Source organism: Citrobacter sp. Cpo147, assembly GCF_030332405.1.
GTDB classification, from domain to species: Bacteria; Pseudomonadota; Gammaproteobacteria; order Enterobacterales; family Enterobacteriaceae; genus Citrobacter; species Citrobacter portucalensis.
The window spans coordinates 59,820-86,083 of the sequence record NZ_JAOWHX010000032.1 but is presented as its reverse complement, the minus strand read 5'-3'; the positions used below and the strand labels follow the sequence as shown (position 1 = coordinate 86,083).

30 protein-coding genes and 1 pseudogene are annotated in these 26,264 nt (G+C 53.9%); 12 read left to right on the top strand and 19 right to left on the bottom strand.

Features of this window, described 5'->3' with window-relative positions; genetic code table 11:
- Nucleotides 1-17: 17 nt before the first annotated feature.
- The 3 genes from yihS to yihU are packed head-to-tail and all read right to left on the bottom strand — an operon-like array spanning nt 18 to nt 3,054.
- Nucleotides 18-1,259, bottom strand: a complete 1,242-nt coding sequence (gene yihS, locus OGY06_RS11815) for a sulfoquinovose isomerase (protein WP_126957459.1) — start codon at nt 1,257-1,259, stop codon at nt 18-20.
- A gap of 12 nt (nt 1,260-1,271) precedes the next feature.
- Nucleotides 1,272-2,147, bottom strand: coding sequence for a sulfofructosephosphate aldolase (gene yihT, locus OGY06_RS11810; protein WP_003825301.1), 876 nt, complete (start codon nt 2,145-2,147; stop codon nt 1,272-1,274).
- A gap of 10 nt (nt 2,148-2,157) precedes the next feature.
- A complete protein-coding gene (gene yihU, locus OGY06_RS11805; protein WP_048227546.1) occupies nt 2,158-3,054 on the bottom strand; it encodes a sulfolactaldehyde 3-reductase in 897 nt (298 codons plus the stop codon).
- 166 nt (nt 3,055-3,220) lie between these two features.
- On the opposite strand from yihU, the gene OGY06_RS11800 reads away from it, so the two are divergent.
- From OGY06_RS11800 to fabY, 6 genes are all read left to right on the top strand, one after another.
- Entirely contained in the window at nt 3,221-4,117 is an 897-nt protein-coding gene (locus tag OGY06_RS11800; protein WP_137361701.1) for a sugar kinase, read from the top strand.
- Nucleotides 4,118-4,150: 33 nt separating this feature from the next.
- Nucleotides 4,151-4,954, top strand: a complete 804-nt coding sequence (locus tag OGY06_RS11795; RefSeq protein ID WP_063941731.1) for a DeoR/GlpR family DNA-binding transcription regulator — start codon at nt 4,151-4,153, stop codon at nt 4,952-4,954.
- A gap of 105 nt (nt 4,955-5,059) precedes the next feature.
- Entirely contained in the window at nt 5,060-5,659 is a 600-nt protein-coding gene (yihX, locus tag OGY06_RS11790) for a glucose-1-phosphatase (RefSeq protein WP_003825293.1), read from the top strand.
- Nucleotides 5,653-6,525, top strand: a complete 873-nt coding sequence (locus tag OGY06_RS11785) for a virulence factor BrkB family protein (protein ID WP_008786998.1) — start codon at nt 5,653-5,655, stop codon at nt 6,523-6,525. Before yihX ends, OGY06_RS11785 begins: the two co-directional genes overlap by 7 nt.
- The gene (dtd, locus tag OGY06_RS11780; RefSeq protein WP_003825289.1) at nt 6,522-6,959 is read left to right on the top strand and encodes a D-aminoacyl-tRNA deacylase; all 438 of its coding nucleotides are present in this window, start codon (nt 6,522-6,524) and stop codon (nt 6,957-6,959) included. The genes OGY06_RS11785 and dtd overlap by 4 nt, the downstream gene beginning before the upstream one ends.
- A 44-nt stretch (nt 6,960-7,003) precedes the next feature.
- On the top strand, nt 7,004-7,945 hold the full coding sequence (gene fabY / locus OGY06_RS11775) for a fatty acid biosynthesis protein FabY (RefSeq protein WP_003825286.1): 942 nt from the start codon (nt 7,004-7,006) through the stop codon (nt 7,943-7,945).
- Nucleotides 7,946-7,950: 5 nt separating this feature from the next.
- Here fabY and OGY06_RS11770 read toward each other — a convergent pair whose 3' ends face one another.
- From OGY06_RS11770 to OGY06_RS11760, 3 genes are all read right to left on the bottom strand, one after another.
- Nucleotides 7,951-8,238: a type II toxin-antitoxin system RelE/ParE family toxin gene (locus OGY06_RS11770; protein WP_003825284.1), complete on the bottom strand. Its 288-nt coding sequence runs from the start codon at nt 8,236-8,238 to the stop codon at nt 7,951-7,953.
- A complete protein-coding gene (locus OGY06_RS11765) occupies nt 8,231-8,473 on the bottom strand; it encodes a type II toxin-antitoxin system ParD family antitoxin (protein ID WP_003825282.1) in 243 nt (80 codons plus the stop codon). Before OGY06_RS11765 ends, OGY06_RS11770 begins: the two co-directional genes overlap by 8 nt.
- Before the next feature lie 64 nt (nt 8,474-8,537).
- Nucleotides 8,538-9,446 carry an alpha/beta hydrolase gene (locus OGY06_RS11760; protein ID WP_003825281.1) on the bottom strand — a complete coding sequence of 303 codons (909 nt, stop codon included), beginning with the start codon at nt 9,444-9,446 and terminating at the stop codon, nt 8,538-8,540.
- Between the two features lie 188 nt (nt 9,447-9,634).
- On the opposite strand from OGY06_RS11760, the pseudogene OGY06_RS11755 reads away from it, so the two are divergent.
- Together OGY06_RS11755 and nadS are read left to right on the top strand one after the other, a co-directional pair.
- Nucleotides 9,635-9,763, top strand: a pseudogene (locus OGY06_RS11755) (type II toxin-antitoxin system RelE/ParE family toxin); the annotation flags it as partial.
- On the top strand, nt 9,764-10,051 hold the full coding sequence (gene nadS, locus OGY06_RS11750) for a NadS family protein (protein ID WP_038635893.1): 288 nt from the start codon (nt 9,764-9,766) through the stop codon (nt 10,049-10,051).
- 43 nt (nt 10,052-10,094) lie between these two features.
- Here the strand turns inward: nadS and fdhE are convergent, their stop codons facing one another.
- Genes fdhE through fdnG form a run of 4 tightly spaced genes read right to left on the bottom strand, consistent with a single transcriptional unit; the run spans nt 10,095 to nt 15,618 of the window.
- Nucleotides 10,095-11,024 carry a formate dehydrogenase accessory protein FdhE gene (fdhE, locus tag OGY06_RS11745; protein WP_003028685.1) on the bottom strand — a complete coding sequence of 310 codons (930 nt, stop codon included), beginning with the start codon at nt 11,022-11,024 and terminating at the stop codon, nt 10,095-10,097.
- Nucleotides 11,021-11,656 carry a formate dehydrogenase cytochrome b556 subunit gene (gene fdoI, locus OGY06_RS11740; protein WP_164563263.1) on the bottom strand — a complete coding sequence of 212 codons (636 nt, stop codon included), beginning with the start codon at nt 11,654-11,656 and terminating at the stop codon, nt 11,021-11,023. The genes fdhE and fdoI overlap by 4 nt, the downstream gene beginning before the upstream one ends.
- A complete protein-coding gene (gene fdoH, locus OGY06_RS11735) occupies nt 11,653-12,555 on the bottom strand; it encodes a formate dehydrogenase O subunit beta (protein WP_003825273.1) in 903 nt (300 codons plus the stop codon). Before fdoH ends, fdoI begins: the two co-directional genes overlap by 4 nt.
- Nucleotides 12,556-12,567: 12 nt before the next feature.
- A complete protein-coding gene (fdnG, locus tag OGY06_RS11730) occupies nt 12,568-15,618 on the bottom strand; it encodes a formate dehydrogenase-N subunit alpha (protein ID WP_100193805.1) in 3,051 nt (1,016 codons plus the stop codon).
- Between the two features lie 194 nt (nt 15,619-15,812).
- On the opposite strand from fdnG, the gene fdhD reads away from it, so the two are divergent.
- Nucleotides 15,813-16,649 carry a formate dehydrogenase accessory sulfurtransferase FdhD gene (gene fdhD / locus OGY06_RS11725; RefSeq protein ID WP_197385394.1) on the top strand — a complete coding sequence of 279 codons (837 nt, stop codon included), beginning with the start codon at nt 15,813-15,815 and terminating at the stop codon, nt 16,647-16,649.
- Here the strand turns inward: fdhD and OGY06_RS11720 are convergent.
- A complete protein-coding gene (locus OGY06_RS11720; protein WP_003825266.1) occupies nt 16,616-17,122 on the bottom strand; it encodes a YgjV family protein in 507 nt (168 codons plus the stop codon). The genes fdhD and OGY06_RS11720 overlap by 34 nt on opposite strands.
- A gap of 58 nt (nt 17,123-17,180) precedes the next feature.
- A complete protein-coding gene (locus OGY06_RS11715; RefSeq protein ID WP_003825264.1) occupies nt 17,181-17,702 on the bottom strand; it encodes a Crp/Fnr family transcriptional regulator in 522 nt (173 codons plus the stop codon).
- Nucleotides 17,703-17,831: 129 nt separating this feature from the next.
- On the opposite strand from OGY06_RS11715, the gene OGY06_RS11710 reads away from it, so the two are divergent.
- Complete coding sequence (locus OGY06_RS11710) at nt 17,832-18,044, top strand: YdgH/BhsA/McbA family protein (RefSeq protein WP_003825262.1); 213 nt, start codon at nt 17,832-17,834, stop codon at nt 18,042-18,044.
- A gap of 42 nt (nt 18,045-18,086) precedes the next feature.
- Here the strand turns inward: OGY06_RS11710 and OGY06_RS11705 are convergent, their stop codons facing one another.
- Both OGY06_RS11705 and OGY06_RS11700 read right to left on the bottom strand, forming a co-directional pair.
- Nucleotides 18,087-18,410, bottom strand: coding sequence for an AzlD domain-containing protein (locus OGY06_RS11705; RefSeq protein ID WP_149335642.1), 324 nt, complete (start codon nt 18,408-18,410; stop codon nt 18,087-18,089).
- Entirely contained in the window at nt 18,410-19,069 is a 660-nt protein-coding gene (locus OGY06_RS11700; protein WP_003825259.1) for an AzlC family ABC transporter permease, read from the bottom strand. Before OGY06_RS11700 ends, OGY06_RS11705 begins: the two co-directional genes overlap by 1 nt.
- A 101-nt stretch (nt 19,070-19,170) precedes the next feature.
- On the opposite strand from OGY06_RS11700, the gene OGY06_RS11695 reads away from it, so the two are divergent.
- Nucleotides 19,171-19,719, top strand: a complete 549-nt coding sequence (locus tag OGY06_RS11695) for a helix-turn-helix domain-containing protein (RefSeq protein WP_003825255.1) — start codon at nt 19,171-19,173, stop codon at nt 19,717-19,719.
- Between the two features lie 83 nt (nt 19,720-19,802).
- Here the strand turns inward: OGY06_RS11695 and rhaM are convergent, their stop codons facing one another.
- The 5 genes from rhaM to rhaB all read right to left on the bottom strand — a co-directional run bounded on the left by rhaM (nt 19,803) and on the right by rhaB (nt 25,033).
- A complete protein-coding gene (gene rhaM / locus OGY06_RS11690; protein ID WP_003825253.1) occupies nt 19,803-20,117 on the bottom strand; it encodes an L-rhamnose mutarotase in 315 nt (104 codons plus the stop codon).
- Complete coding sequence (gene fucO, locus OGY06_RS11685; RefSeq protein WP_286605358.1) at nt 20,114-21,262, bottom strand: lactaldehyde reductase; 1,149 nt, start codon at nt 21,260-21,262, stop codon at nt 20,114-20,116. Before fucO ends, rhaM begins: the two co-directional genes overlap by 4 nt.
- Nucleotides 21,263-21,336: 74 nt before the next feature.
- Nucleotides 21,337-22,164, bottom strand: a complete 828-nt coding sequence (rhaD, locus tag OGY06_RS11680; protein WP_003825250.1) for a rhamnulose-1-phosphate aldolase — start codon at nt 22,162-22,164, stop codon at nt 21,337-21,339.
- A 143-nt stretch (nt 22,165-22,307) separates the two neighbouring features.
- Nucleotides 22,308-23,567 carry an L-rhamnose isomerase gene (rhaA, locus tag OGY06_RS11675; protein ID WP_286605356.1) on the bottom strand — a complete coding sequence of 420 codons (1,260 nt, stop codon included), beginning with the start codon at nt 23,565-23,567 and terminating at the stop codon, nt 22,308-22,310.
- Nucleotides 23,564-25,033, bottom strand: a complete 1,470-nt coding sequence (rhaB, locus tag OGY06_RS11670; RefSeq protein WP_286605354.1) for a rhamnulokinase — start codon at nt 25,031-25,033, stop codon at nt 23,564-23,566. The genes rhaA and rhaB overlap by 4 nt, the downstream gene beginning before the upstream one ends.
- Before the next feature lie 303 nt (nt 25,034-25,336).
- On the opposite strand from rhaB, the gene rhaS reads away from it, so the two are divergent.
- The gene (gene rhaS, locus OGY06_RS11665; protein WP_286605352.1) at nt 25,337-26,185 is read left to right on the top strand and encodes an HTH-type transcriptional activator RhaS; all 849 of its coding nucleotides are present in this window, start codon (nt 25,337-25,339) and stop codon (nt 26,183-26,185) included.
- The last annotated feature ends 79 nt before the right edge of the window (nt 26,186-26,264 follow it).

The window sequence follows — 26,264 nt, the reverse complement described above, 5'->3', positions numbered from 1 at the left end:
GCTGCTCACCTTGTTACTTATTTAGCGTTGATATCCAGCAGACCGGCAGCCACTGCCGGAGCAAGGCCCGGAGCCAGCGGTAGACGCGGGATCACCAGGCAGTGCAGCAGGTGATAAATGTCCTGCTTACCGTCCCAGACTTTGGTCGTCACCTTGTTATCGGTATCCAGTTCCTGCCACCATGAACCGGTCTCGTAGTCCATCAGATATGTGATGCAGTAATCCCACCACTTCTGGTACCAGGCTTCGTACTGGCTGTCGCCGGTGAGGGTATACAAGGCATAGGCGGTACCCATGGCTTCGACTATCGGCCAACGCACTCTTTCGCGAACTATGGGTTTACCATCCCAGTCCACCGAATAGACAAAACCATCTGCACCGTCTGGTGCCCAGGCATCACGGATGGTGGCGTGGAACAAGCCTTTGGCATCTTCCAGCAGCCAGGCGGGAGGCGTTTCGAAGCGGGCTTCCAGTGCGGCATGCAGATGCAGCATCAGGCGACCCCATTCGATCCAGTGGCCCGGCGTGCCGCCGTAAGCGCGGAAACGGTGAGCTGGGTTATCCTTGTTGTAATCGCGGATTGGGTTCCACTGTGAATCGAAGTGTTCGTTAACGCGATACTCCCCGCTGCGGGCTACGTCGTGAATAATCACCGATGCAATTCGCAGTGCGCGATCGAGCCATTTACGGTCATGGGTAACGTCATACACGATCAGGAAAGCCTCGACCGCGTGCATGTTGGCGTTACCGCCGCGGTAATCTTCCGTCTGGCTGAAAGCTTCGTCCCAGGATTCCAGGCACATCTGCTCTTCTTCACTCCAGAAGTACTTTTCAATCACGTCGATAGCGTCATCCAACAATTGCCTGGCCTGCGGATGACCGGTGGTGACCGCACTTGCCGCACCGAGCAAAACAAAGAAATGCTGATAGCCCTGTTTGGAGGCGTCCATAACGCCTTCGTCATTTACGCAGGCGTACCAACCGCCGTAGCGAGTGTCGCGCAGCGCGCCATTCAGTGCTTTAATGCCATGATCGACTAGCTGATATGCGCCAGGACGACCCATTGACGCGGCAACGGAGTAGACGTGCAGCATGCGGGCGGTGATCCACAGATGTGTCCCCATATCTGCTCTGACCTGACCACTGTTTCCCAGCCAGCCAAATCCGGTGGGTACCGCCGCATTCTTACCAAAGTTAAAGATGCGGTCGGTTTCCTGCTCCAGCCAGCGGTTGTGGCTTAGGGTGTTGAACCATTTCATTCTTAGATCCTCTTAGCGCCGGGCCATCATTTCGTCGACGATATCGCCCAGGCGTTGCAATTTAGGTGCGGAAACATCACGCAGCATCAGTTCGGTATCCGGCAGGCCAACAACCGATGACCAGACCGCACGTCCGGCCAGGAAGCCAGATGCGCCTGCGGTCATTGCTACGCTGACTGCGCGCGGGAACAGTTTTTCATCTACACCAGAGGAGAGAATGACCCACGGCATGTTGATGTTTTCATTCAGGCGCAGAGAGGCGCTAAGCAATTCTTGTTGGGTACCTTTGCCGTACAGCGGCATTTCGACCTTGTAGAGATCGGCACCGCTATCACCCAGTTCTTTTGCGGCATCGATAATGGCCTGTTCGCGATCGAACTTATCGCCACGACGCGGTGGGCGAACAACCGGCTCGATGATGCTCAGCAGGCCATTGGAATGGCATAGCTCATTGAATTCTTTCACCATATCAAGACGCTGTTGGGCATCTTCATCGCTACGCCACAGCACCAGCAGTTTGAGAGCCTTAGCACCATCTTGCTTCACGGCCTGCGGGTTGATTTTTTTATCAATCACCACGCTATCGACCGGGATTCCGTTACCCGGAATAAACTCATCAGCGGCCACAATCATGGCGCAGCTTTTGGCGACCGCGTTTTGCTCTACAACCTGGCGGTAGCAGAACTGCTGATCGACCAGAATGGCGGAGGCATAGGGGGACAGGATCTTCGCCGCATTGACTTTGAAATCGGTCAGTACGCTGTCATTGACCGGGGATTTTGCACCTGCTGCGGCAAACATTAAGCGCATGGCTTCGCGCTGATCGACCGCCAGCATGGCAAATCCGCCAGAAGCTCGGGTGATATCTTTCAGGGTGTACTTCGTCATTGCTCAGTCCTTACTTATCTGTGTGTTTATTTAGCCCGGCGGATGCGCGAACCTGTTCAAGAATGGCCGTCCAGTCTTCCCGGCCACGGCCAGCGGCACGCGCCTGGTTATAGACTTCGCGGGAGGCAGCACCGAGCGGCATCGGCACATGCAGTTGGTTGGCAACGTCCAGCGCGATGCCAAGATCCTTGTGAGCTAAATCGATCATGAATGCCGGGGAAAGATCGCCTTTCAGCACTTTGTTCGGCCAGGAGGTAGTGAAGTGGCCTTTCCCGGCGGGGGTACCGCTCATAACTTGCAAGGCCACATCAAAGGAGAGGCCAAGTGCCTCGCACAACACGGCTGCTTCGGCAGAAAGAGCGTTCAGTGCGATACTCATGTAGTTGTTGATGAGTTTCACGCGGATCCCCATGCCGGGACCCCCTGCATTGATCAGTTCATTACCCATCGCCATCAGAACCGGTGCGGCGCGTTCTACCTGCTGTGCTGTTCCGCCTGCCAGCAGCAACAGCGTTCCCGCGATAGCGTGATCGGAGGTACGCCCAACCGGGCAATCCATCATGTCGAAGCCTTTGGCACGCATATCGGCGATCAGCTTGTCGGTTTGCAGTGGGTGAATAGTCGACATATCAATCACTAATGCCTGCGGGGAGAGGCTTTCGCAGATACCTTGCTCGCCGAACAGTACGCTACGCACCAGATCGCCATTTGGCAGCATGGTGATGACAAATTCCGCCCCTTTTGCTGCCTGAGCCGGGTTGCTGGCAGGCTGTGCTCCTTTTTCCACCAGGCGCTGAACGGCATCCGGGTTAACGTCAAAGACGCTGAGTTGGTGACCCTGCTTCAGCAAGTTGCTCGCCATGGGTGAACCCATCTGACCTAATCCGATAAATGCTATAACTGCCATAACGTTCTCCTGAGACGTGGATGTCATTTTTTGTCATTTAAGGTCGTTTGTTTTTGTCTGTTTTTGATCGTATTTGTAATTTATGGTCAAAAAATTGACAGCCGTCACTTTTTAAACATTTTGTGAAATTAAAATGGTCCCATCTTGAAACGCCTAAGGAATGACCATGATTCGTATTGCTTGTGTAGGTATTGCCGTGATGGATCGCATCTATTACGTGGAAGGTTTACCGACTGAAGGAGGTAAGTATGTGGCGAAGCGTTATACGGAAGTGGGCGGCGGGCCTGCTGCAACGGCCGCAGTGGCTGCAGCGAAGCTGGGCGCACAGGTGGACTTTATTGGCCGTGTGGGCGATGACGACACCGGAAATAGCCTGCTGGCGGAGCTGGAATCCCTGGGGGTAAATACCCGCTACACCCGGCGCTATGCAGGGGCGAAGTCTTCGCAATCGGCAATTATGGTTGATGCGCAAGGGGAACGGATTATCGTTAACTATCCCAGCCCGGATTTATTGCCGGATGCTGATTGGCTCAATGAGATCGATTTTTCCCAGTGGGATGTGGTGTTGGCGGATGTTCGCTGGCACGAAGGGGCCAGGCAGGCGTTCGCGCTGGCGCGTCAGGCGGGAGTGATGACGGTACTGGATGGCGACGTAACGCCACAAGATATCAGCGAGCTGGTGGCGTTAAGCGATCATGCTGCGTTCTCTGAACCTGGTCTGGCACGTTTAACCGGGATAAATGATTCTGAAGCTGGACTGAAACAAGCAAAAACGCTCACAAATGGTCATGTTTATGTGACACGAGGGAGCGAAGGCTGTGACTGGATAAAAAATAATACGTTGCAGCATCAATCTGGATTTAAAGTTGATGTTGTGGATACTACGGGAGCTGGAGATGTTTTCCACGGTGCGCTCGCATTCAGCCTGGCTGGAGGCGATGCTCCAGAAGAGGCCGTCAGGTTTGCCAGCGGAGTTGCTGCGTTAAAATGCACGCGTCCGGGAGGAAGGGCCGGAATCCCTGACTGTGATCAAACCCGATCTTTTCTGTCACTTTTTGTATAAAATGCCAGGGCAATGGTTTTTCGAGGAAATTTCATGAGTCTTACCGAACTGACCGGTAACCCGCGACACGATCAACTGCTTATGTTGATTAGCGAGCGCGGTTATATGAATATCGACGAGCTGGCCAGCCTGCTGGACGTGTCCACGCAAACCGTGCGTCGTGATATTCGTAAACTCAGTGAGCAGGGATTAATTACGCGTCATCATGGTGGCGCGGGCAGAGCTTCCAGCGTGGTGAATACGGCGTTTGAGCAGCGTGAAGTCTCCTGGACGGAAGAGAAAAAAGCCATCGCGGAAGCGGTGGCTGATTACATTCCCGATGGGTCAACGGTGTTTATTACCATTGGCACCACCGTTGAGCAGGTAGCACGCGCGCTGTTAAACCATAATCATTTGCGCATTATTACCAATAGCCTACGCGTGGCGCACATTCTGTATAACAACCCACGTTTTGAAGTCATGGTGCCGGGGGGAACGTTACGCCCGCATAACAGCGGCATCATTGGCCCTTCTGCCTCGGCATTTGTCGCTGATTTTCGGGCCGACTACCTGGTTACCAGCGTTGGCGCGATCGAAAATGATGGTGCGCTGCTGGAGTTTGATGTCAACGAGGCCAGCGTAGTGAAGACGATGATGGCCCATTCAAGGCATATTCTGTTGGCTGCGGATCATACGAAATATACGGCTTCTGCCGCGGTAGAAATTGGCAACGTGTCTCAGGTGACCGCGCTGTTTACCGATGAGTACCCAGGCCCGGCCCTGCATAATTTACTCCAGTCACAGCAGGTGGAAATTGTGCAGGTGAGTCCTTCACAGGATGATGTTCTGGCAGTGTAATTCTCCCCAATGATGGCTCGATAAGTTCGTAGCCATCACTCTCGCATAGTCAAACTTCTCCTTTCCCGCTACAGTTATTCATCCACGGCGAATAAGGAGAAGGGCATGCTCTATATCTTTGATTTGGGTAATGTGATTGTCGATATCGACTTCAATCGCGTGTTAGGAACTTGGAGCGATCTGAGCCGTGTACCGCTGGCTTCGTTAAAGCAAAGTTTCACCATGGGAGAGGCTTTTCACCAGCACGAGCGAGGTGAAATAACGGATGAAGCCTTTGCTGAGGCGATATGTCATGACATGGCGCTACCGTTAAGCTATGAGCAGTTCTCCCATGGCTGGCAGGCTGTTTTTGTTGCCTTGCGTCCTGAAGTCATCGACGTCATGCAAAAGCTGCGTGAGCAGGGGCATCGGGTGGTCGTCTTGTCGAATACTAACCGTCTGCACACGACGTTCTGGCCGGACGAATACCCCGAAATCCGCCAGGCTGCTGACCATATTTACCTTTCCCAGGATCTGGGCATGCGTAAACCGGAAGCGCGGATTTACCAGCATGTCCTGCAGTCTGAAGGTTTTTCTGCGCATGAGGCGGTATTTTTCGACGACAACGCCGATAATATTGAAGGGGCTAATCGGTTAGGGATTACCAGCATCCAGGTTGTCGATAAAACGACCATTCCGGACTATTTCGCGAAGTTGCTATGCTAAAAAATGTTCAGCAACAAGCCAGGCACCATACGCGTCCTGTTCGGGCCTGGCTGAAGCTACTATGGCAGCGGATTGATGAGGACAACATGACGACGCTGGCAGGGAATCTTGCCTATGTCTCATTGCTCTCATTAGTGCCGCTTATTGCCGTAGTTTTTGCTCTTTTCGCCGCATTTCCGATGTTTTCTGACGTCAGTGTCCAGCTACGTCATTTCATTTTCGCAAACTTTATCCCGGCGACGGGAGATGTCATTCAGCGTTATATTGAACAGTTCGTCGCCAACTCGAACAAAATGACGGCCGTTGGGGCGTGCGGGCTGATTGTGACAGCGTTATTACTGATGTATTCCATTGATAACGCCCTGAATACTATCTGGCGCAGCAAGCGTACTCGGCCTAAAGTTTACTCTTTCGCCGTTTACTGGATGATTTTAACGCTGGGGCCGCTGTTGGCGGGGGCGAGTCTGGCAATCAGCTCTTATCTGTTGTCATTGCGCTGGGCCAGCGATCTCAACACGGTGATTGATAACGTCCTGCGTATTTTCCCGCTGGTGCTTTCCTGGCTCTCGTTCTGGCTGCTATACAGCATCGTACCGACTACGCGTGTACCCAACCGTGATGCAGTTATTGGCGCCTTTGTGGCCGCTGTGTTGTTCGAAACCGGAAAGAAAGGATTTGCGCTCTATATCACGATGTTCCCGTCTTATCAGCTCATTTATGGTGTCCTGGCGGTGATCCCCATTTTATTCGTCTGGGTATACTGGACCTGGTGTATCGTCTTGCTAGGCGCGGAAATAACTGTCACTCTCGGGGAATACCGCAAACTTAAACAAGCCGCAGAACAAGAAGAAGCAGAGCAACCATGATTGCATTAATTCAGCGCGTAACCCGTGCCAGCGTCACCGTGGAGGGCGAGGTGACGGGTGAAATTGGCCCAGGACTTTTGGTCCTGTTAGGTGTCGAAAGGGATGATGACGAACAGAAAGCGAACCGCCTGTGCGAGCGCGTACTCGGCTATCGAATCTTTAGCGATGCCGAAGGCAAAATGAACCTTAACGTGCAGCAGTCAGGGGGCAGCGTGCTGGTGGTTTCACAGTTCACGCTGGCGGCAGATACCGAACGCGGCATGCGCCCGGGGTTTTCAAAAGGGGCTGCGCCCGATCGTGCAGAGGCGTTGTATGAGTACTTTGTTGAGCGTTGCCGCCAACAGGAAATGAATACGCAAACCGGTCGATTCGCTGCGGATATGCAGGTTTCACTGGTTAATGATGGCCCCGTGACGTTCTGGTTACAAGTATGAACCAGCTACCGGTGTGGCCGCGGACAACAAGAGAGAATACGACTATGTATCACCTTCGAGTACCGCAAACAGAAGAAGAATTGGAGCGTTACTACCAGTTTCGCTGGGAGATGCTGCGTAAACCTTTGCACCAGCCTAAAGGCTCCGAACGGGATGCCTGGGATGCGATGGCGCATCACCAGATGGTGGTGGACGAAGAGGGAAATTTGGTCGCAGTTGGCCGACTGTATATCAATGCGGATAACGAAGCCTCCATACGCTTTATGGCCGTTGACCCTTCCGTGCAGGAGAAAGGGTTGGGCACGCTGATGGCGATGACCCTGGAGTCTGTGGCGCGTCAGGAAGGAGTCAAACGCGTAACCTGTAGCGCCCGTGAAGATGCGGTCGAATTTTTCGCCAAACTGGGATTTGTGAGCCAGGGAGAAATCACCACACCGCAAACCACGCCGGTGCGTCACTTTTTGATGATTAAGCCTATTGCGACGCTGGACGACATTCTCCATCGCGGGGACTGGTGCGGACAGCTACAGCAAGCCTGGTACGAACATATTCCATTGAGTGAGAAAATGGGTGTGCGCATTCAGCAATATACCGGGCAGAAATTTATCACCACGATGCCCGAAACGGGCAATCAGAACCCGCACCATACACTGTTTGCCGGGAGTCTGTTTTCCCTGGCGACGCTAACGGGCTGGGGACTTATCTGGCTGATGCTGCGCGAGCGTCATCTGGGCGGGACGATAATCCTTGCCGACGCACATATCCGATACAGCAGGCCGATCACCGGGAAACCTACCGCTATCGCCGATCTGGGCTCGCTGAGCGGTGACCTGGACCGTCTGGCAAGAGGTCGCAAGGCGCGCGTTCAGATGCAGGTTGGGGTGTTTGGCGATGACACGCCGGGCGTGGTGTTTGAAGGCACCTACATTGTGCTACCCGCAAAACCGTTTGGCGCATATGAAGAAGGCGGGAACGAGGAAGAGTAGGCCTTCTAGCTGAAATGCAATATTGGGTTCATTTGCTGATGTAAAATGCGGATTATGAAAATGCCATAATCCGCATTTTGATAAAAAATCGCATGCTGTCGATGATTGTATTGACGGGTACCTTCCTTAATCGCAGAACAGTTGTGTCCCATCAAAGCGTTTTTCTCTAACAGTAAAAAAAGCTGTTCCATCTCAGTCGTGTATTTATCCGCCTGCTGATAACCGAATTTTCTCCAGGTGTATTCATAGATAGATTCAAAGTCTTCGACTGCCTGATTAGAGAGTTTATACATTCAGACTGCGCTTTTTCCTGTGCGCGACCTCCTGTAGAGTCAGGTCGCTTGTGCCGCTGTGTATCCCATCCTCCAGCGCGTCGCGTAATGCGTTGTTTCGCAATTCTTGTTCTTCCAGTAAACGTAATGCTGAACGGACAACTTCGCTGGTGGAACCATAGCGCCCACTTTCAATCATTTCGTTAATAAAACGATCGAGATGCTCGCCAATCGTAATGCTGGTAGTTCTGGGCATAGGTTTGTCCTTTGTGTTATCTATTCACACAAGATAGCACACGTGGACGAAAACATGAACAACCTTACTGACCTAGCCGCCAGGCCACATCCCGCATAACGCCTCGTGCCGCCTGGCTCACCCCAGTCAACTGGAAAAATCCGTGGATAACACCAAGATAGCGTTGGCAAGTGCACTCCACGCCCTGCTCCTGGAACCGTTGATACAGGGCCTCGCCTTCATCTCGCAGTGGGTCGAATTCAGCTGTAATGATGTGCGTGGTCGGTAAGCCGTTGAAGTCTTCGCGCCAGAGCGGGCTGACTTCGGGATGCAATGGATCGGTTTGCGAAATATACATCTCGTAGCCCGACAGCAGCGTGTCGCGGGTGATAATGTAATCCTGTCCATTATGGTCATAGCTCGCAAACCTGGCTGTTGCGTCCAGCATCGGGTAGATCAGCATAAGCTGCGCAGGTTGCCATTGTCCGCTAGCTTTCAGGCGTAGTGCGGTGACCAGCGCCAGATGCCCGCCAGCGCTGTCGCCAGCCAGCGTAATGTTGCTGCGGTCGACACCCAGTTTCTGGGCATACTTCCAGATAATATTGGCCCCGGTTTCAGCATCGTTATGTGCTGCCGGGAAGATGTGCTCAGGTGCGAGGCGATACTGCACCGCAATGACCCGACAGCCGCTGTACCAGGCAAGTTGCCTTAACTGGTTATCATGTGTGGCAAATCCGCCGCTGACAAAGCAGCCACCGTGATAATAGATAACGCAGGGGAGATTTCCCGTGCTGCCCCGCGGCGAAACTACGCGAAACATCATGGCATCGAGTTCAATATCTTCAACTTGTACGCGGGTTTCAGTGTCTCCGGCCAGGACCGTGCTGGCGATATAGCCTGCTCTCCGGTCATCAATATTCTGCTCGCGCGAAGAAGGGCGTCCCGCCACGATAAATGCCTCAACCAGCTGTGCAATCCCGCTTTCCAGTGCCATTTTTACATCCCCTTATCTGTATAGATATACAGGTTTATAACCTGGATAACTAAGAATGAAAATGGGAAAAATGGGGGCAGGTATGATTCTGGAAAGCGGCTCGCAGATTAAATACCGTCATTGGTTTCTGCTGTTTGAATTCGGTATTGTGAGGAAAATGTACTATACGCCATTGACGTATAGTTAAGAGGATTATTTACTTTCATCAAATCAGAAAATCACAAATTCGATTGTTGCTGATTTATCAGAAAGGGATCAAGGATGATCTGACTCCACAAGAAAAAGTGCTGCTGCGTATGTTGAATGAGAGGTGGTAAATGGATAAGGCACTATTTGAGCGATTAACTCAAAGTATGGTTCAGATGAATGAGATCGCTGAAGGAACGCGACAACCTTCCCGTACCTTTCATATTGACGCCATGAAAATAAAGGAAATTCGCCAGTCTTCAGGATTATCACAGACTCGTTTCGCAGATTTGATATCGGTAAGCGTGGATACGTTGCGAAATTGGGAGCAAGGGCGTCGTTCACCGACCGGTCCAGCAAAAGCGTTGTTACGTGCTATTGCCAATGATCCAAAACATGTCATTCAGGCACTAAGATAATCCCCGGCAGTTTGGTTCAATTGCCGGGGGAAGATCTTAAAACCTACTCCCCTTCACCTGGGAACAGGAACGGGTTGATGGAGCTGCGGGCAAAGCCCTCTTGCTCCATGTGCGCGTCCAGCATCAGTGAAGCGAGATCGTCAGCCACGGCTTCAACTTTAGGGTCTTTTTCCTGATAGAGAATCTTCAGGTAAGTCCCGCAGTCGCCGCAGCTTTCAGCTTTAATTGCCGCCTGTTCGTTATCCAGCGACCAGTAGTTCAAATCACGGCTTTGCTCGCAGTTGCTGCACTTCACGCGTACCACGTGCCACTCGGTTTCGCACAGGTTGCAGTGCAGATAGCGCAGCCCCTGAGTGGTGCCGATTTGCACCATGCTGGAGACCGGCATTGAACCACACACCGGGCAGTACTGACGCTGTTCGCCGTATTCCGCACGGGCTTTGCCGGGGATCAGGCTTGCCATCTGCGCCCAGTAGAGCGACAGGGCAGCCCAAATAAACGGTGCTTTATCGCTGCTGACGGAGGCGAAATCAGAGGCAAACAGCGCGCTGGCCATCAGCTCCAGCTCCTGCTCTGAGGCTTTTTCCAGATTTTCGATCACGGCAAGCGCAGGGCCGCTCATTTCTGGTTTCAGCTCAGCAATTAACGACTGCAGTAGTTTTTGCCAGTGCTTGTCGCGTGGCAGAACGTGGATATCCAGCGGCGGTTTGCCCTGATCGTTCGCTTCTTTGATGCGAGCGGTCAGATCCATCTGCAGCGGATGGTCGTACAACACCACTTCCTGCGCGTGGGCGATCAGTGCTGCAAAGCGCAGGTAGTCGCCCAGCGGGTTGTTCTCGGCCAGCTCGCGCAGGCGCTCAGCGCGGCGGTTATACAAATTTTTGAGTCTGGGGAATAATAACGGCGGAATCATATCCGCCGTGCGTTTCTCGCTCTTCTCCAGCTCATCTTGCGGGATTATGCGAATACTCATTCAGATGACTTTTCCTGTTTCTGGCGGACTTCACGGTACCAGCGCGGGTGATGTTTCTTCGCCCATGAACTGGTAACCCATCCTTCCACCATCGCGGTAATGGTGCCTTTCACCCAAAGGGCGGCGTAAATGTGCACCATGATAACCACAATTAACGCTACTGCGGCAAATGAATGCAGCATTAACGCGAATCGGATCACCGGGATTGAGAAAGCAGGCGCAAAATACGGACGCCAGATGACCACTCCGCTCACCAGCAACAGGACCAGGAAGATAATCGCCGCCCAGAATACGCATTTCTGGCCGAAGTTATAACGTCCCGTGTCACCTACTTCCTCGTTGACGACAATCTTACGAATATTCTTCGCCCAAAAGATATCATCCCGATTGATTAGATTGTGGTGCCAGTAACGGAAAAACATGATGATAAACGAGGCAAACATGATCACGCCGACAAACGGGTGCAAAATTCGCGCCAGTTGTGGAGTGCCCATGATGTGCATCAGCCAGTTAAAAGACGGGAAGAGAAAGCCCATCCCGCTCACCGCCGCAAGAATGAAGCAGAAGGCGGTGATCCAGTGGTTGATGCGTTCCGGCGCCGTGTAGCGCACGATGGTGTCACGTCGTTTCATTTGCGCACCTCGTCGTCTTTTTCATGCAGATTGTCTTCTTCCTCTTCCGCACGGTTCGGGCCTACGCCGACGTAGTGGAAGATGCTGGCCGCAAATGTCGCTGCAAAGCCGACGGCTGCGAGGGGTTTCCAGATGCCTTTCCAGAACTTAACGGTAGCGCTGATCTCCGGGTTCTCTGGCAGGCCGTGATACAGATTCGGTTTGTCCGCATGGTGCAATACGTACATTACGTGCGTACCGCCAACACCCGCCGGATCGTACAGACCCGCGTTTTCGTAACCACGCGTTTTCAGCTCCGCCACGCGTTCGCCTGCCAGGGTTTTCATCGACTCTTTGGTGCCGAAATGAATGGCACCGGTTGGGCAGGTTTTCACGCAGGCCGGTTCTTGCCCGACCACAACACGGTCAACGCACAGCGTACATTTGTAGACGCGGTTGTCTTCCGGATTGAGGCGCGGAACGTCGAACGGGCAGCCCGCGATGCAGTAGCCACAGCCGATGCACTGCTCAGACTGGAAGTCGACGATACCGTTGGCATACTGAATGATTGCGCCTTCAGCCGGACACGCCTTCAGGCAGCCCGGATCGGCGCAGTGCATACAGCCATCCTTGCGGATAAGCCATTCCAGTTTGTCGTTTTGTTCCACTTCCGAGAAGCGCATCACCGTCCAGGATTTGGCGGTCAAATCAGCCGGGTTGTCGTACACCCCAACGTTGTTGCCCACTTCATCACGGATGTCGTTCCATTCAGAACACGCCACCTGACACGCTTTACAGCCGATACAGGTGGTGACGTCGATAAGCTTCGCCACTTCTTCCTGATGGTCCCGCGCCTGAGGCGCGGGGGTGAAACCGTTAGTGGCGGAACGACGAATGATGTCTTGCGATTGATAAGCCATAGGTCGTCTCCGTTACACCTTTTCCACGTTCACGAGGAAGGACTTAAATTCCGGCGTCTGCGTGTTCGCATCACCGACGAATGGCGTTAACGTGTTAGCGATAAAGCCTTTTTTCGCCACACCTTCGTAGCCCCAGTGAATCGGAATACCGATAGTGTCGATATCCTTACCGTTAGCCTTCAGCGTGCGAATACGTTTGGTCACCACCGCCTTGGCCTTAATGTAGCCGCGATTAGAGGAGACTTTGACGGTATCGCCGTGGGAGATACCGAGCTTATTCGCCAGCTTCTCGCCAATTTCCACAAACTGTTCCGGCTGAGCGATGGCATTCAGCAGCGCATGCTTGGTCCAGTAGTGGAAGTGCTCGGTCAGACGGTAGGTTGTACCGACGTACGGGAACTTATCTGCTTTACCCAGTGCTTCCGCGTCACCTTTAAAGATACGTGCGGCAGGGTTAGAGATAACGTTCGGGTGCAGCGGGTTAGTTCCCAGCGGCGTTTCAAACGGCTCGTAGTGTTCCGGGAACGGACCTTCCGCCATCTTATCGATAGCAAACAGGCGTCCCATCCCTTCCGGCTGCATGATGAACGGCCCAACGTTGCTGCCAGGTGCGGCGGCACTGTAGTCCGGAATATCCATCCCGCTCCACTTCGCCCCATCCCATTTCAGGATCTGACGTTTTGGATCCCACGGATTCCCCTGCGGATCAGCGGAGGCGCGGTTATACAGAATGCGTCGGTTAAGCGGCCATGCCCAGGCCCAGCCCAGCGTATTACCAAGGCCTGACGGGTCGGCGTTATCGCGACGTGCCATCTGGTTGCCTTCCGGCGTCCAGCTACCGGCAAAAATCCAGCAGCCGCTGGAGGTCGTGCCATCGTCACGCAGTTGGGCGAACGAGCTAAGCTGTTGGCCTTTCTTGACAATAACCGCACCGGTTGCCGGGTCGGTAATGTCGGCCAGCGCTTTACCGTTACTCTCCATCGCCACTTCTTCCGAAGCCGGTTCGTGCGGGGTGGAGTAGTTCCAGGTCATGCTCAGCACCTGTTCAGGGTTCGCGCCACCTTGCTCGGCATACATCTTGCGCAGACGCAGGAAGATACCGGCGAGGATTTCGCCATCGGTAACGGCAATCCCCGGGGCGTCCGCGCCTTTCCAGTGCCACTGCAGCCAGCGACCGGAGTTAACGATAGAACCGTTCTCTTCAGCGAAGCAGGTGGACGGCAGACGGAATACTTCGGTCTGGATTTTCGACGGATCAACATCGTTTGACTCACCGTGGTTCTGCCAGAAGGTGGAGGTCTCGGTGTTGAGCGGGTCGATAGTGACCAGGAACTTCAGTTTGGACAGTGAAGCCACAACTTTGTTTTTGTTCGGGAATGACGCGACCGGGTTAAAGCCCTGGCAGATATAGCCATTCACTTTGCCCTGATTCATCATCTCGAAGTACTGCAGGACGTCGTACCCTTTATCCCACTTCGGCAGCCAGTCGAAGCCCCAGCTGTTTTCCGCTGTCGCTTTATCGCCAAAGAAGGCTTTCATCATCGAAACGAAGAATTTCGGGTAGTTGCCCCAGTAGTTCACCTGACCTTCCAGCAACGGTTTTGGCGTGTTGGCGGCAAGGTAGGTTTGCAGGTCAGTCTGTTTCTCGCTTGGCAGCGTCATATAGCCTGGCAGGCTTTGTGACAGCAGGCCTAAGTCGGTCAGGCCCTGAATGTTGGAGTGACCGCGCAGGGCGTTAACACCGCCGCCAGCCATCCCCATGTTGCCAAGCAGCAACTGGATCATCGCCATGGTACGGATGTTCTGCGCACCCACGGAGTGTTGCGTCCAGCCCAGGGCGTACAGGAACGACGCGGTTTTATCTTTGGCACTGGTTTCTGCGATGTACTCACAGACCTTCAGGAAGTCGGCCTTTGGCGTCCCGCAGATGTTTTCTACGACGTCCGGCGTGTAGCGGGAGACGTGCTGTTTCAGCAGGTTCCACACGCAGCGCGGATGTTGCAGGGTGACATCGCGTTTGGCGAAGCCTTTTTCATCCAGCTCGTAGTTCCAGCTGGTTTTGTCATACTTGCGTTTGTCCGCGTCGTAGCCGGTGAATAGGCCATCTTCGAAACCGTAATCCTCACGCACGATCAGGCTGGCGTTGGTATAGGCCTCAGTATATTCGCGGTTGAATTTTTCGTTGTTCAGCAGGTACAGCAAAACGCCTGACAGGAAAGCAATGTCAGTACCGGAACGAATTGGCGCATAGAAATCAGCCACCGCAGCGGTTCGCGTAAAGCGTGGATCGATAACAATCAGCTTCGCACCGTTGTGAATTTTGGCTTCCATCGCCCAGCGGAATCCGACCGGGTGAGCTTCAGCGGCGTTACCGCCCATCACCACGACGAGGTTGGCGTTTTTAATGTCGACCCAGTGGTTGGTCATCGCACCGCGACCAAATGTTGGAGCAAGACTTGCTACCGTTGGTCCGTGTCAGACGCGTGCCTGGTTGTCGACCGCGAGCATACCGAGCGCGCGGGAGAATTTTTGCGTTAAATAGCCGGTTTCGTTACTGGAAGCGGAAGCACACAGCATTCCGGTGGAAAGCCAGCGGTTAACGGTTACGCCTTCAGCGTTTTGTGCCACGTAGTTAGCGTCGCGATCTTCTTTCATCAGCTTAGCGATGCGGTCAAATGCCTCATCCCAGCTAATCTGTTGCCACTTATCTGAGCCTGGTGCGCGATATTCCGGGAATTTCAGGCGGCTTTCGGAGTGGATGAAGTCCACAAGTCCTGCCCCTTTCGGGCACAGCGCGCCACGGTTCACCGGGTGATCCGGGTCCCCTTCGATATGGAAGATGGATGCTTTGGCGTTTTTTGCGCCGTCACCGAGGCTGTACATTAACAGTCCACAGCCAACGGAACAGTAAGTGCAGGTGTTACGGGTTTCGCGGGTGCGCAGCAGTTTATATTGCCGTGTTTCCGCGAGCGCTACGCCGGGTGCAAAGCCCAGTGCCGCTGCCGTGGTGCCTGCCATACCGCCAGCGCAGATCTTAAAGAACTGCCTTCTGCTGACCTGCATGGTTCGCTCCTTGTTTCGACATTGTCACGTTCCCTTCGCTTTTCTGTAACGCGAACGCGAGGGAAGTGGTTGTTATTTTTCTTTGCGGACGGGACCGCAAAGGTCCAGAATTGGGTGAATTTCCCTCCGTCTAGGAGGGATTTGTAAAGAATACCACAATGTTGGTATGCGTGTTCCAATATGGTTAAAAGAAAGTGAATAAGATTATTCAAGAAAACATCAAGAATGTGACATCTTCGACAGGATCTCGCCAGTTGACCCTCTGGAAACGCGAGGATTTGCAACATCCTCAGCCTGATGAGGTAGCTGAAGAAGTGCCTGTTGCGCTGGTATACAACGGGATTTCGCACGTGGTGATGATGGCATCACCGAAAGATCTTGAGCACTTCGCGATGGGTTTTTCACTTTCTGAAGGCATTATTGAGTCCCCGCAGGATATCTACGGAATGGACGTAGTGCCTTCCTGCAACGGATTGGAAGTGCAGGTTGAACTGTCCAGCCGTCGCTTTATGGGGCTGAAGGAGCGTCGTCGCGCGCTGGCCGGTCGCACCGGTTGCGGCGTTTGTGGCGTGGAGCAGCTCAATGACATTGGCAAGCCGGTCCAGCCGCTGCCGTTTACCCAGACATTCGATCTGGCGAATCTTGATAACGCTTTACGACATCTCAACGATTTTCAACCCGTGGGGCAACTGACAGGCTGCACGCACGCGGCTGCCTGGGTACAACCGTCAGGTCATCTGGCGGGCGGGCATGAAGATGTTGGACGTCATGTTGCGTTGGATAAACTGCTGGGACGACGTGCAATCGAAGGGGAAACCTGGCAACAGGGCGCAGTATTAGTCTCCAGCCGCGCCAGTTATGAGATGGTGCAGAAGTCGGCGATGTGCGGTGTGGAGATCCTGTTTGCTGTTTCTGCGGCGACAACGCTCGCCGTGGAAGTTGCCGAACGTTGTAACCTGACGCTGGTGGGTTTTTGCAAACCGGGCAGGGCGACGATCTATACGCATCCGCAACGTCTGGCCGCGCTGTGACGCCACCAGGCGGCCAGAATACTGCCGGAAAATGCCAGTTCCATGATTACGGCAACTGGCGAGCCAACAATCACATTGTTCAGCAGCCAACACAGGCTGCCACACAAGGTGTATCCCCGTAATTTTCCGCTGCGTTTTTGAAATGACGCAAATGTCATCAGCAGGCTTCCCATCAGCGGCAATATACTCGACAGATTTTGCCAAAGATAAATGCTACACAGCAGCGACCCCAGCATAAATCCCCACATCACCCAGCGGTGAAAGGTGACGATGGCTGTCGCGTAGCGGCATGCGGCAATGATCATTAACCCAGCCGCAGCGTGTTGATCCAAAAGATAGAAATGGATAGCTAACAGAGAAGTGGAGCTGGTGAGCAGCGTTAAAGTGATAGCCCGGCGTTGAAAATGAAAAGCGGAAATATCCAGTAAGAAGCTGATGCCAGCCAGCATCTGAGAAAGAAGAAATGCGTTCATTGTGGTCGCCATCTATTAAAGAGTGACGGGACAATAATCGACGCATCACCGTAAGGCGTTAACCTTTGTTAAGACGCTGGCGAATACGGGACAGGCTAACGGGGGTAATGCCGATATAGCTGGCAAGATCGCGCTGGGTGAGCTGTGACTCCCAGTCCGGGAAGTGTGTTTGTACGTACTGGTAGCGTTGCTCTGGGGTATTGAGCAGCAGCATTTGCTCTTTTTTCTCTTTGTAGATCAATTGCTGGACCAGTAGCTGAGTCTTAATATCCTGATTTTCCGGCGCATCAAGCAAAGCCAAGGGGAATTCAGTGGTTTCTCCTGCGGAGATCATTTGCAGGCTGTAATCGGCAGGTGTGTTAATTAGCCAGTTCAGGTACAGAAAGCAGTATTCCCCGGCAAAGTAGAACTCTTTAACCCTTTCAACGCCGTTGTCTGCGTGATAAACCGCACGAGCCACACCATGATGTAAAAGATGAATTTTACTTTGGGGTTCACCCTGACGAAGTAACCAACTACCCGCCGGTTGCGTTTTTCTACGGCTGCCAGCAAGCCATTGTGATTCCTGATTACGTAACATCTTATCTCTCAAATAATTTGAATAAGACTGGCAAATCCTTCCGCTTTCAGTTGTTCGAGTATCAGCCTATTATTTATCACATCAAGGCACAGTGCCTTACTAAAACAACTAAGTTAAAGGGTTTATATCATGAAAAGCATCAAAACTTTTGTCGCAGTTATCGCTCTGGCTACTTCATTCGGTTCTTTCGCTGCTCAGACAGTGACCGCAACCGGTTCTACGCTGGAAAGCGCTGAAGCAAAAATCGCCGCTCAGGCTGAACGCGCAGGTGCCAGCGATTACAAAATCACTCAGGCCTATACCGGTAACCGCGTGCACATGACCGCCGAACTGCTGAAATAAGATACCTTAGTACTGTCGAAAGAGCGCCCTTGAGGCGCTTTTTTAGTTTATGCCCGCTATTCGCAGCAATGCGGTCACCACTGCAGCAGCGACGATCACCACGATTAGCGGCATCTTGCGCCAGGCGAGAAATACCGCAAAAGCCACGCCCAGCACGCGGGCCATGCCAGCGAAGTGTTCACCTTCGTAAAAGGTGGTCGCCAGCGCAACGGAGAACAGTAATACCGTTGCGGCGTCGGAAAGCAGCGCCTGCGAGCGTTCCGAGAACGCTAAACGGCTCCCAAGCTTCGCTCCTCCTAAACGCATTAAATACGTTCCCAGGGATAACATGGCGATACCGACGATAAACAGCGTCATGTTGCCCATTATTTTTTCCTCGTCAGTAAGCCAAACAGTGAGAGCAGAACCGGTAAACCGACCGGCGCAAAGGGGATGGCGGCAAGCGACAACCCGGCACCGCTACAGGCGCGAATCAGCGTGGTGCGGTTTTTAAAGGCCGGGACCACTAAGGCTAATAAAATTGCAGGGAAGACGGCATCCAGACCGATGGTTTCCGGGGCGGGGAGCAGTTTGCCGACGCCCGCGCCGATCAGTGTGCCAACAGGCCAGAAAATCGCGACGCCCAGACCGCACAGCCAGAAGGCGGCTTTACGTTGTTCGGGCGTTTTTTGCGACAGGCCAAAGACTACGCTTTCGTCGTTCATGATATGACAGCCGAGGAAACTCGCAGCCCGGGAGCCCACCAGGTCGCGAACCGTGACGCCAAACGGCACGTGTCGGGCGTTGACCAGTAAACCGGCCGCCGCCGCCGCCAGTGGGTTACCGCCGCTGGCGACGATGCCGATAAACATAAATTCGGACGCACCCGCCAGTACCGTAATCGAAAGCACAAACGGTACCCACAGCGGGAAGCCGTAGGCCATCGCCAGCGAGCCGTATGACATGCCGACTACGCCGACGGCCAGACAGACTAAAAATATTGCTTTTATCGTGTCGCCTTTGAGACTGGAAAAATAATGTTTCATACCGTTTTAGCCATATCGAACGAATTTCCATTATAATGAACGCGACCAGTCAATATTACAAGTCGAACGATTCGTTCGATATAAAGAACATGGAGTCGTGAATGACCCAGCCCATCAGTATGATCGCGAAAAGCCTTGTGCGTGAACGCCAGCGCACCGGTTTGTCATTGGCAGAGATTGCCCGTCGCGCAGGGATTGCAAAATCGACACTCTCGCAATTGGAAGCGGGCAATGGCAATCCTAGCCTGGAAACGCTCTGGTCGCTGTGTGTGGCGTTGGATATTCCCTTTGCTCGCCTGCTGGAGCCGCAGGAACAAAAAACGCAGGTGATTCGTCGCGGAGAAGGGACAAAGGTGGTAGCCGAGCAGGCGCACTATCAGGCCATTTTACTGGCCGCATGCCCGCCGGGGGCGCGGCGGGATATCTATCTGCTGCTGACGCAACCGGGCGCGGATCGTATTTCACAGCCGCATCCACCGGGATCGGTTGAACACATCATCGTGACGCAGGGTAAGGCGATGGTAGGATTGACTGAAGCGCCGGAGGAGTTAGGCGAGGGGGACTATATTTGTTACCCCGCCGATCGGGCGCATATTTTTAAAGCGCTGGAGCCTGACACCCAGGCGATTCTGGTCTCTGAGCAAAATTGAATTGTCGGATGGCGCTATCGCTTATCCGACCTACAAAAAATAAAACCGTAGGCCCGGTAAGCTTGCGCCACCGGGCATATAACTTACTGCAAATAAAACACTTCTTTTAGCTCTGCGCTAACCGGGCTGTTGTCCGGGTTTGCTGGCATTACGTCACGCATATGCTTCCACCAACGTTGGCAAACGTCGGTGCTGGCAACGGCATTCCAGCGTTCTTCGGACTCAATCTCAACGGTGGCGAACAGCAGATTGCGCGCCTGATCGAGATAAATCGCGTAGTGATGGGCGCCGTGCTCTTTCAGCACCGCTTCCAGCTCTGGCCAGATGGGGTTATGACGACGCTGGTACTCAACGTGCGCGTCGGCATTCACCTGCATCACAAAGGCCTTGCGGATCATAACGCCTCCAGATACAGCTCGCGGACCTCGTCGCGGCTGGCGGTGCGCGGGTTGCACGGCGCACACGGATCGGCCAACGCTTTATCCAGCCAGCCTTCAATATCCTCTTTCGTCACGCCAAGGGAGCTAAAGCCCGCAGGAATACCGACACGCTTGCTGAGTGCACGAATCGCGTTGATGGCCTCCATACTTGCCGCTTCATCGCTCATGTTACGGATATCGACGCCCATTGCCTGCGCCACGCGGGCAAAGCGCGCCACGGCGTTCGGACGGTTAAAGTTTTCGATTACCGGCAGCAGGATGGCGTTGCAGACGCCGTGTGGCAGATTATGGGTTGCGCCCGGCTGGTGCGCCAGCGCATGCACCAGACCCAGACCAGCGCTGTTAAATGCCATCCCCGCCAGATACTGACCAAACGCCATTTGCTCACGAGCTTCGAGGTTATGACCGTCGTCGACCGCTTTTGGTAGCCACAGGTTGATCAGGCGAATCGCTTCCAGTGCGTTAGCGTCGGTAAGCGGGTGAGCACCAACGGAAACATAGGCTTCCACCGCGTGGGTCAGGGCGTCCATACCGGTTGCGGCGGTGACGGAGGCCGGGATTTCCAGCATCACGCTGGCATCATCCACGGCGATATCCGGGATGATATTCGGGTCGATGATCACCTCTTTGACCTTACGGGCAGAGTCGATAATGACCGCGTTGCTGGTCATCTCTGCTGCCGTACCGGCGGTAGTGTTGATGGCGATCAGCGGGACGCCCGCATTTTTCACTTTGCCCACGCCGGAGTAAGCGGTAGAAGGGCCAGGGTTGGCTGTCAGGATTTTTACCGCTTTGGCGGTATCGATCGGGCTGCCGCCACCGAAGGCGATGATGTAGTCACATTCTGCGTTCTGATAGGCCGCAAAACCTTTCTGTACCAGCTCTTCTGTCGGGTTCGGGAATACTTCATCAAACAGGTGGTAAGACATTTGATGTTTAGCCAGCGCGGCAAACAGGCTATCCAGCAGGCCCAGTTTTACCAGTTGACCATCGGTGACGATCAGCGCTTTGCCCCATTGTTTATTCGCCACGAGATTCACCATATCGACAATCGCGCCGGCGCCATGCAGGCTAATTTTTGGCAGTGCCAACATAAAGCTCATCACTATTCTCCTTAATAATAAAATCCTGTAGGCCGGATAAGGCGAAGCCGCATCCGGCGTTGAGTTGGGAGGTATCAGTACAGCTCTATGGCGCTTGCCAGCGGCGTAACACCAAAGCGTTTGCCAAGTGCGACCAGCTCTTCACGTGAGATGGTCTGCTTCATACCGCCCATCGAAAAGATTTTGACCAGAACTTCGGCGGATTTCTCTGCGGTATCTATCAAACCGAACGCTTCGTCTAGGGTAGGTCCGCTTCCGAACACGCCGTGGAACGGCCAAAGTACCAGCGAGTGTTTCTGCATTTCCTCGGCGGTAGCCTGACCAATTTCATCTGTACCCGGCACCATCCACGGCAGAATGCCAACGCCATCCGGGAACACCACCAGGCACTCGGTGCTGCCTTCCCACAGCTTGCGGGTAATCAGCGCTGTGTTGTTTTCCAGTACGTAGGTCAGAGCGATCAGGTTGGTGGCATGGCAGTGCATGATCACGCGGTCTTTACCATTCGTCGCTTTAATGCGTTCGCAGTGGGAGAGGAAGTGAGCCGGCAGTTCAGAGGTCGGCACGGCCTCGTGGGTCAGGCCCCAGAGGATGTGGTAGCCCGCACCGTCGCTGTCTACTTGTACCACGCCCAAATTTGCCGCGGGATCGAGCTGAACGTTACGGAAAAATTTACCGGAACCAGTGACGATAAACGGCGTGTTTGCCAGCAGCGGCATCGGCTGACTTAGCGCAATATAGCGTGGTTTTTCGTAGAAATCGGCGCTAAACGGCGCGATATCTGCTTCATCAAGACGCAGCGTCAGGTTGCCGCCGTTACGCTCGTCCCAGCCTTTCAGCCACGCATCAGAAGTGGCTTTGATCATCCCCTGGACGAACCAGGAAGTCGTAATATTTTGCATGTTCGGTGTTCCTGTTTATTGCCCGAACGTTATCGGGTCTTACGAAGGCCGGATAAGCGAAGCGGTATCCGGCAATCGTGTTTCATTCATTGCCAGATGGCGACGCGGAGCGTCTTATCCGGCCTACAAGCCTGGCGTCACGGTTAGCTACGTTTGCTCAAAATCTCTTTTTCATAAGCGCGCACGCTGTCCAGCCACTGGCTGCCCGCAGGCGTGTCGTGGCGCTGGCAATACATCTCCCAGACGGCCTGCCACGGCAGCGATTTTTGCTCTTCCAGCAGGGCCAGGCGTGCGGTGTAGTCGCCGTTGGCTTCGAGCTGACGCAGTTGTTCGGTGGGTTCTAACAGCGCGCGCAGCAGGGCTTTTTTCATATTGCGGGTGCCGATCACCCACGCGGCAATGCGGTTAATGGAGGCGTCGAAGAAGTCGAGGCCAATGTGTACGCGGTCAAACAGGTTGTGGCGGACGATCTCGCTGGCAATCGCCTGAGTTTCATCATCCAGCAGCACCACGTGGTCGCTGTCCCAGCGCACCGGACGGCTGACGTGCAGCAGCAGGCGCGGTACATACAGCATGGCGGCAGAAATTTTGTCGGAGATCACTTCAGTCGGATGGAAGTGGCCCGCATCCAGACACAGTGCGGTCTGGCGGCTGGTGGCGTAACCCATGTAGAACTCGTTAGAGCCCACGGTGTAGCTTTCCGCACCGATGCCAAACAGCTTGCTTTCGACGGCATCGATATGGTGCGCCGGGTCGAGTTTCTCGCTGATCACTTCGTCCAGTGCGTCCAGCAGACGCTGGCGCGGCGCTAAACGGTCAATGGTGATGTCTTTCATGCCATCCGGGATCCAGATGTTCATCACCGATGGTGTACCCAACTGCTCGCCAAAATACGCCGAGACGCGACGGCTGGCTTTGCAGTGATCGATCCAGAACTGGCGAATGGTGTCGTCGGCGTGCGCCAGCGTGAAACCGTCGGCGCTCAGCGGGTGTGAGAAGCAGGATGGGTTGAAATCCAGCCCTAACTGGTTCGCTTTCGCCCACTCAACCCAGTTTTTGAAGTGTTCGGGTTTAATTTTGTCGCGGGCAACCGGCGTATCAGATTCCAGATAGATCGCGTGCAAATTCAGACGTTTTGGACCAGGAATCAGGCTCAGCGCCTGCTCCAGATCGGCCCGCAGTTCGGTGGCGTTACGCGCTTTACCCGGATAGTTACCGGTAGCCTGAATACCGCCAGTGAGCGAGCCTTCCGGGTTTTCGAAACCGGCGACATCATCGCCCTGCCAGCAGTGCATGGAGACTGGCAGACGATCGAGCTGGCGTAAGGCCGCCTCGACATCAATGCCTACCGCGGCGAAACGCAGTTTTGCCAGTTCCCAGGCTTGTTCAAGTTGAGTGGTCATGCGCAAAGCTCCTTTGTCTGTCGTAGTGATTGAAACTGCGCCTGGTAGCGGGCAATTTCACTTTCAGGATTGGGAATGAAGGTGGTCAGTTCGTAGTTGGCGCGCACCACCTGACGGAAATCATCGACGTTGTTCAGCTCGTCCAGCGTCATCAGCTGGATGCCAATATTGCCGAGCGTGGAAGCCTCAATCGGCCCGGACATCACGCGAATACCGCAGGCATCCGCACATAGCTGGTTCAGTAAGGTGTTCTGGCAGCCACCACCGACAATGTGCAGTTGGCTAAATGCTGCACCACGCAGTTGAGCCAGTTCTTGCAGGATATCGGCGTACAGCAACGCCAGGCTGTCGAAGATACAGCGCGCCAGTTCGGCGTTTTGCAGGGGAACGGGTTGGCCTGATTCACGGCATGCCGCCTGAATTTCTGCACTCATATCGTCGGGGTTGATAAAGCGATCGTCGTTCGGGTTTATCAGGAACTGGCAGGCCGGCAGCGCTTGCGTTTGGCAGATAAGCGTTGGCAGGTCGGTAATCTGGCGCTCTTTTAATACGCGCTGGAGCAGCCATAGCCCCATAATATTTTTCAGGACACGGTAACGTCCTTCCGCGCCGCCTTCATTGGTGATATTCGCCGCCAGCGCCGCATCGTTGGTATACGGTGTTCTGCTCTCAAAGCCCATCAGCGACCAGGTTCCGGAAGAGAGATAGGCGCTGTTTTTGTCGGCCAGCGGAGAAGCAATGACCGCACTGGCCGTGTCGTGACTGGCGACGGCGACAACCGGAATTTGGTTTTTCTGCGGGCAAATCCAGTGGCCGATCACGTTCCCTGGATGCGTCGGGCGACCAAACCAGGCTTTGTCTGCCCCGGTCCACGCCAGCAGTGTGTCATCCCAGTCGTCGGTATTGATATTGACTAGCTGGGTGGTGGTGGCGTTGGTGTATTCCCAGTTCATTTTGCCGGTCAGGCGAAAGCTGAAGTAGTCGGGGATCAGCAGGGCATGGGCCACCTGCGGGAGCAGTTCTGGCTGCTGTTCAACCAGCGCACGCAGTTGATACAGGGTGTTAAAGGGCAGAAACTGAATGCCGCTACGGCGGTAAATTTCACCTTTACCCGGCTGCTTCATCGCCTGCGCCAGAATGCCGGTCGTGCGGCTGTCACGGTAAGAGACCGGCAGACCGACACGTTGACCGACGTGATCGATCAGAACGTAATCCACGCCCCAGGTATCAATGCCGATGCTGTCTATCCGAATACCTTCATCGCAGACTTTTTTCAGGCCAAGACGAATATCGTGTTCCAGGCTGTCGATGTCCCAGGTGTCAAAACCGTCTGTTTTTTGCAGGCAGTTCATGAAGCGGTGGATTTCACGTAGCGTCAGGGAGCGGTGTTCACTGTCGTAACGCGCCAGCATTACGCGCCCACTGGATGCGCCGAGATCGACTGCGACACAATGGCGAAAAGTCATAGCGAGGTCCTTCTGAGTTTTATTGCACTCAGTCTAAGAACCCCAGATAAAGCGTACCTTCTTGACAGTGACAGCCACAATTAGCGGCTGGCAACATGGCAAAGGTGAACGTGACGCTGTTCACAATTTCTATTAATAGGACCAGTTTTAGCGGATGTGACGCCTTCCGCAATTCCCGATCTTTCCCGCCATTTCTTGAAGAATTGACCGTGTTTACGCACTTTGGCGTCAAAAATTTAAGGTGAGGGTGATAACCCTTAATTACTATTCAGCCATGTTCATTTGATCGGGAAGGATGTCATCATGACGGTATTGCATTGCGTGGATTTTTTTCCGACAGGTAAAGCGCCAGTGGCTATTGAACCGCGGCTTCCTCAACCTGCGTTTCCAGAGCATCATCATGATTTTCATGAAATTGTGGTGGTCGAACATGGAACGGGGATCCATGTGTTCAACGGGCAGCCTTACACCATCAGCGGCGGTACGGTGTGTTTCGTTCGCGATCATGACCGGCATTTATATGAACATACTGACAATCTGTGCCTGACCAATGTGTTGTATCGCTCCCCGGATGCGTTTCAATTTCTGGCTGGACTGAATCAGCTTTTACCTCAGGAACAGAACGGGCAGTATCCCTCCCACTGGCGGGTGAATCAGAGCGTGTTGCAGCAGGTTCGACAACTGGTGGGGCAGATGGAAGCGCTCGGTGAGGGGATGGATACACCAACGGCGGCAAATCGCGAGATCCTGTTTATGCAGCTGCTGGTGCTGCTGCGTAAAAGCAGCCTGATGGAAGCTGCGACCGATAACGACGCGCGGCTTAACCTCCTGATGGCGTGGCTGGAAGATAACTTTGCCGACGAGGTGTGTTGGGAGGCGCTGGCCGAGAAGTTTTCCCTCTCTTTGCGCACTCTGCATCGCCAGCTCAAACAGCAAACCGGATTGACGCCGCAGCGCTACCTTAACCGCTTGCGGCTGATCAAGGCCCGACATCTGCTTCGCCACAGTGATGACAGTGTGACAGACATCGCTTATCTCTGCGGATTCGGCGACAGTAACCACTTTTCGACGCTTTTTCGTCGTGAGTTCAAGTGGTCACCACGCGATATTCGTCAGGGGCGCGATCTCGTTGTGGCAAGCCGCCTCCAGTAACGCGAAAGCTATCAACGTTTTTTACCGCCGAATCTCAGATAATCATGTCCCTTAACGCCGGATGGTGGCTACGCCTTAT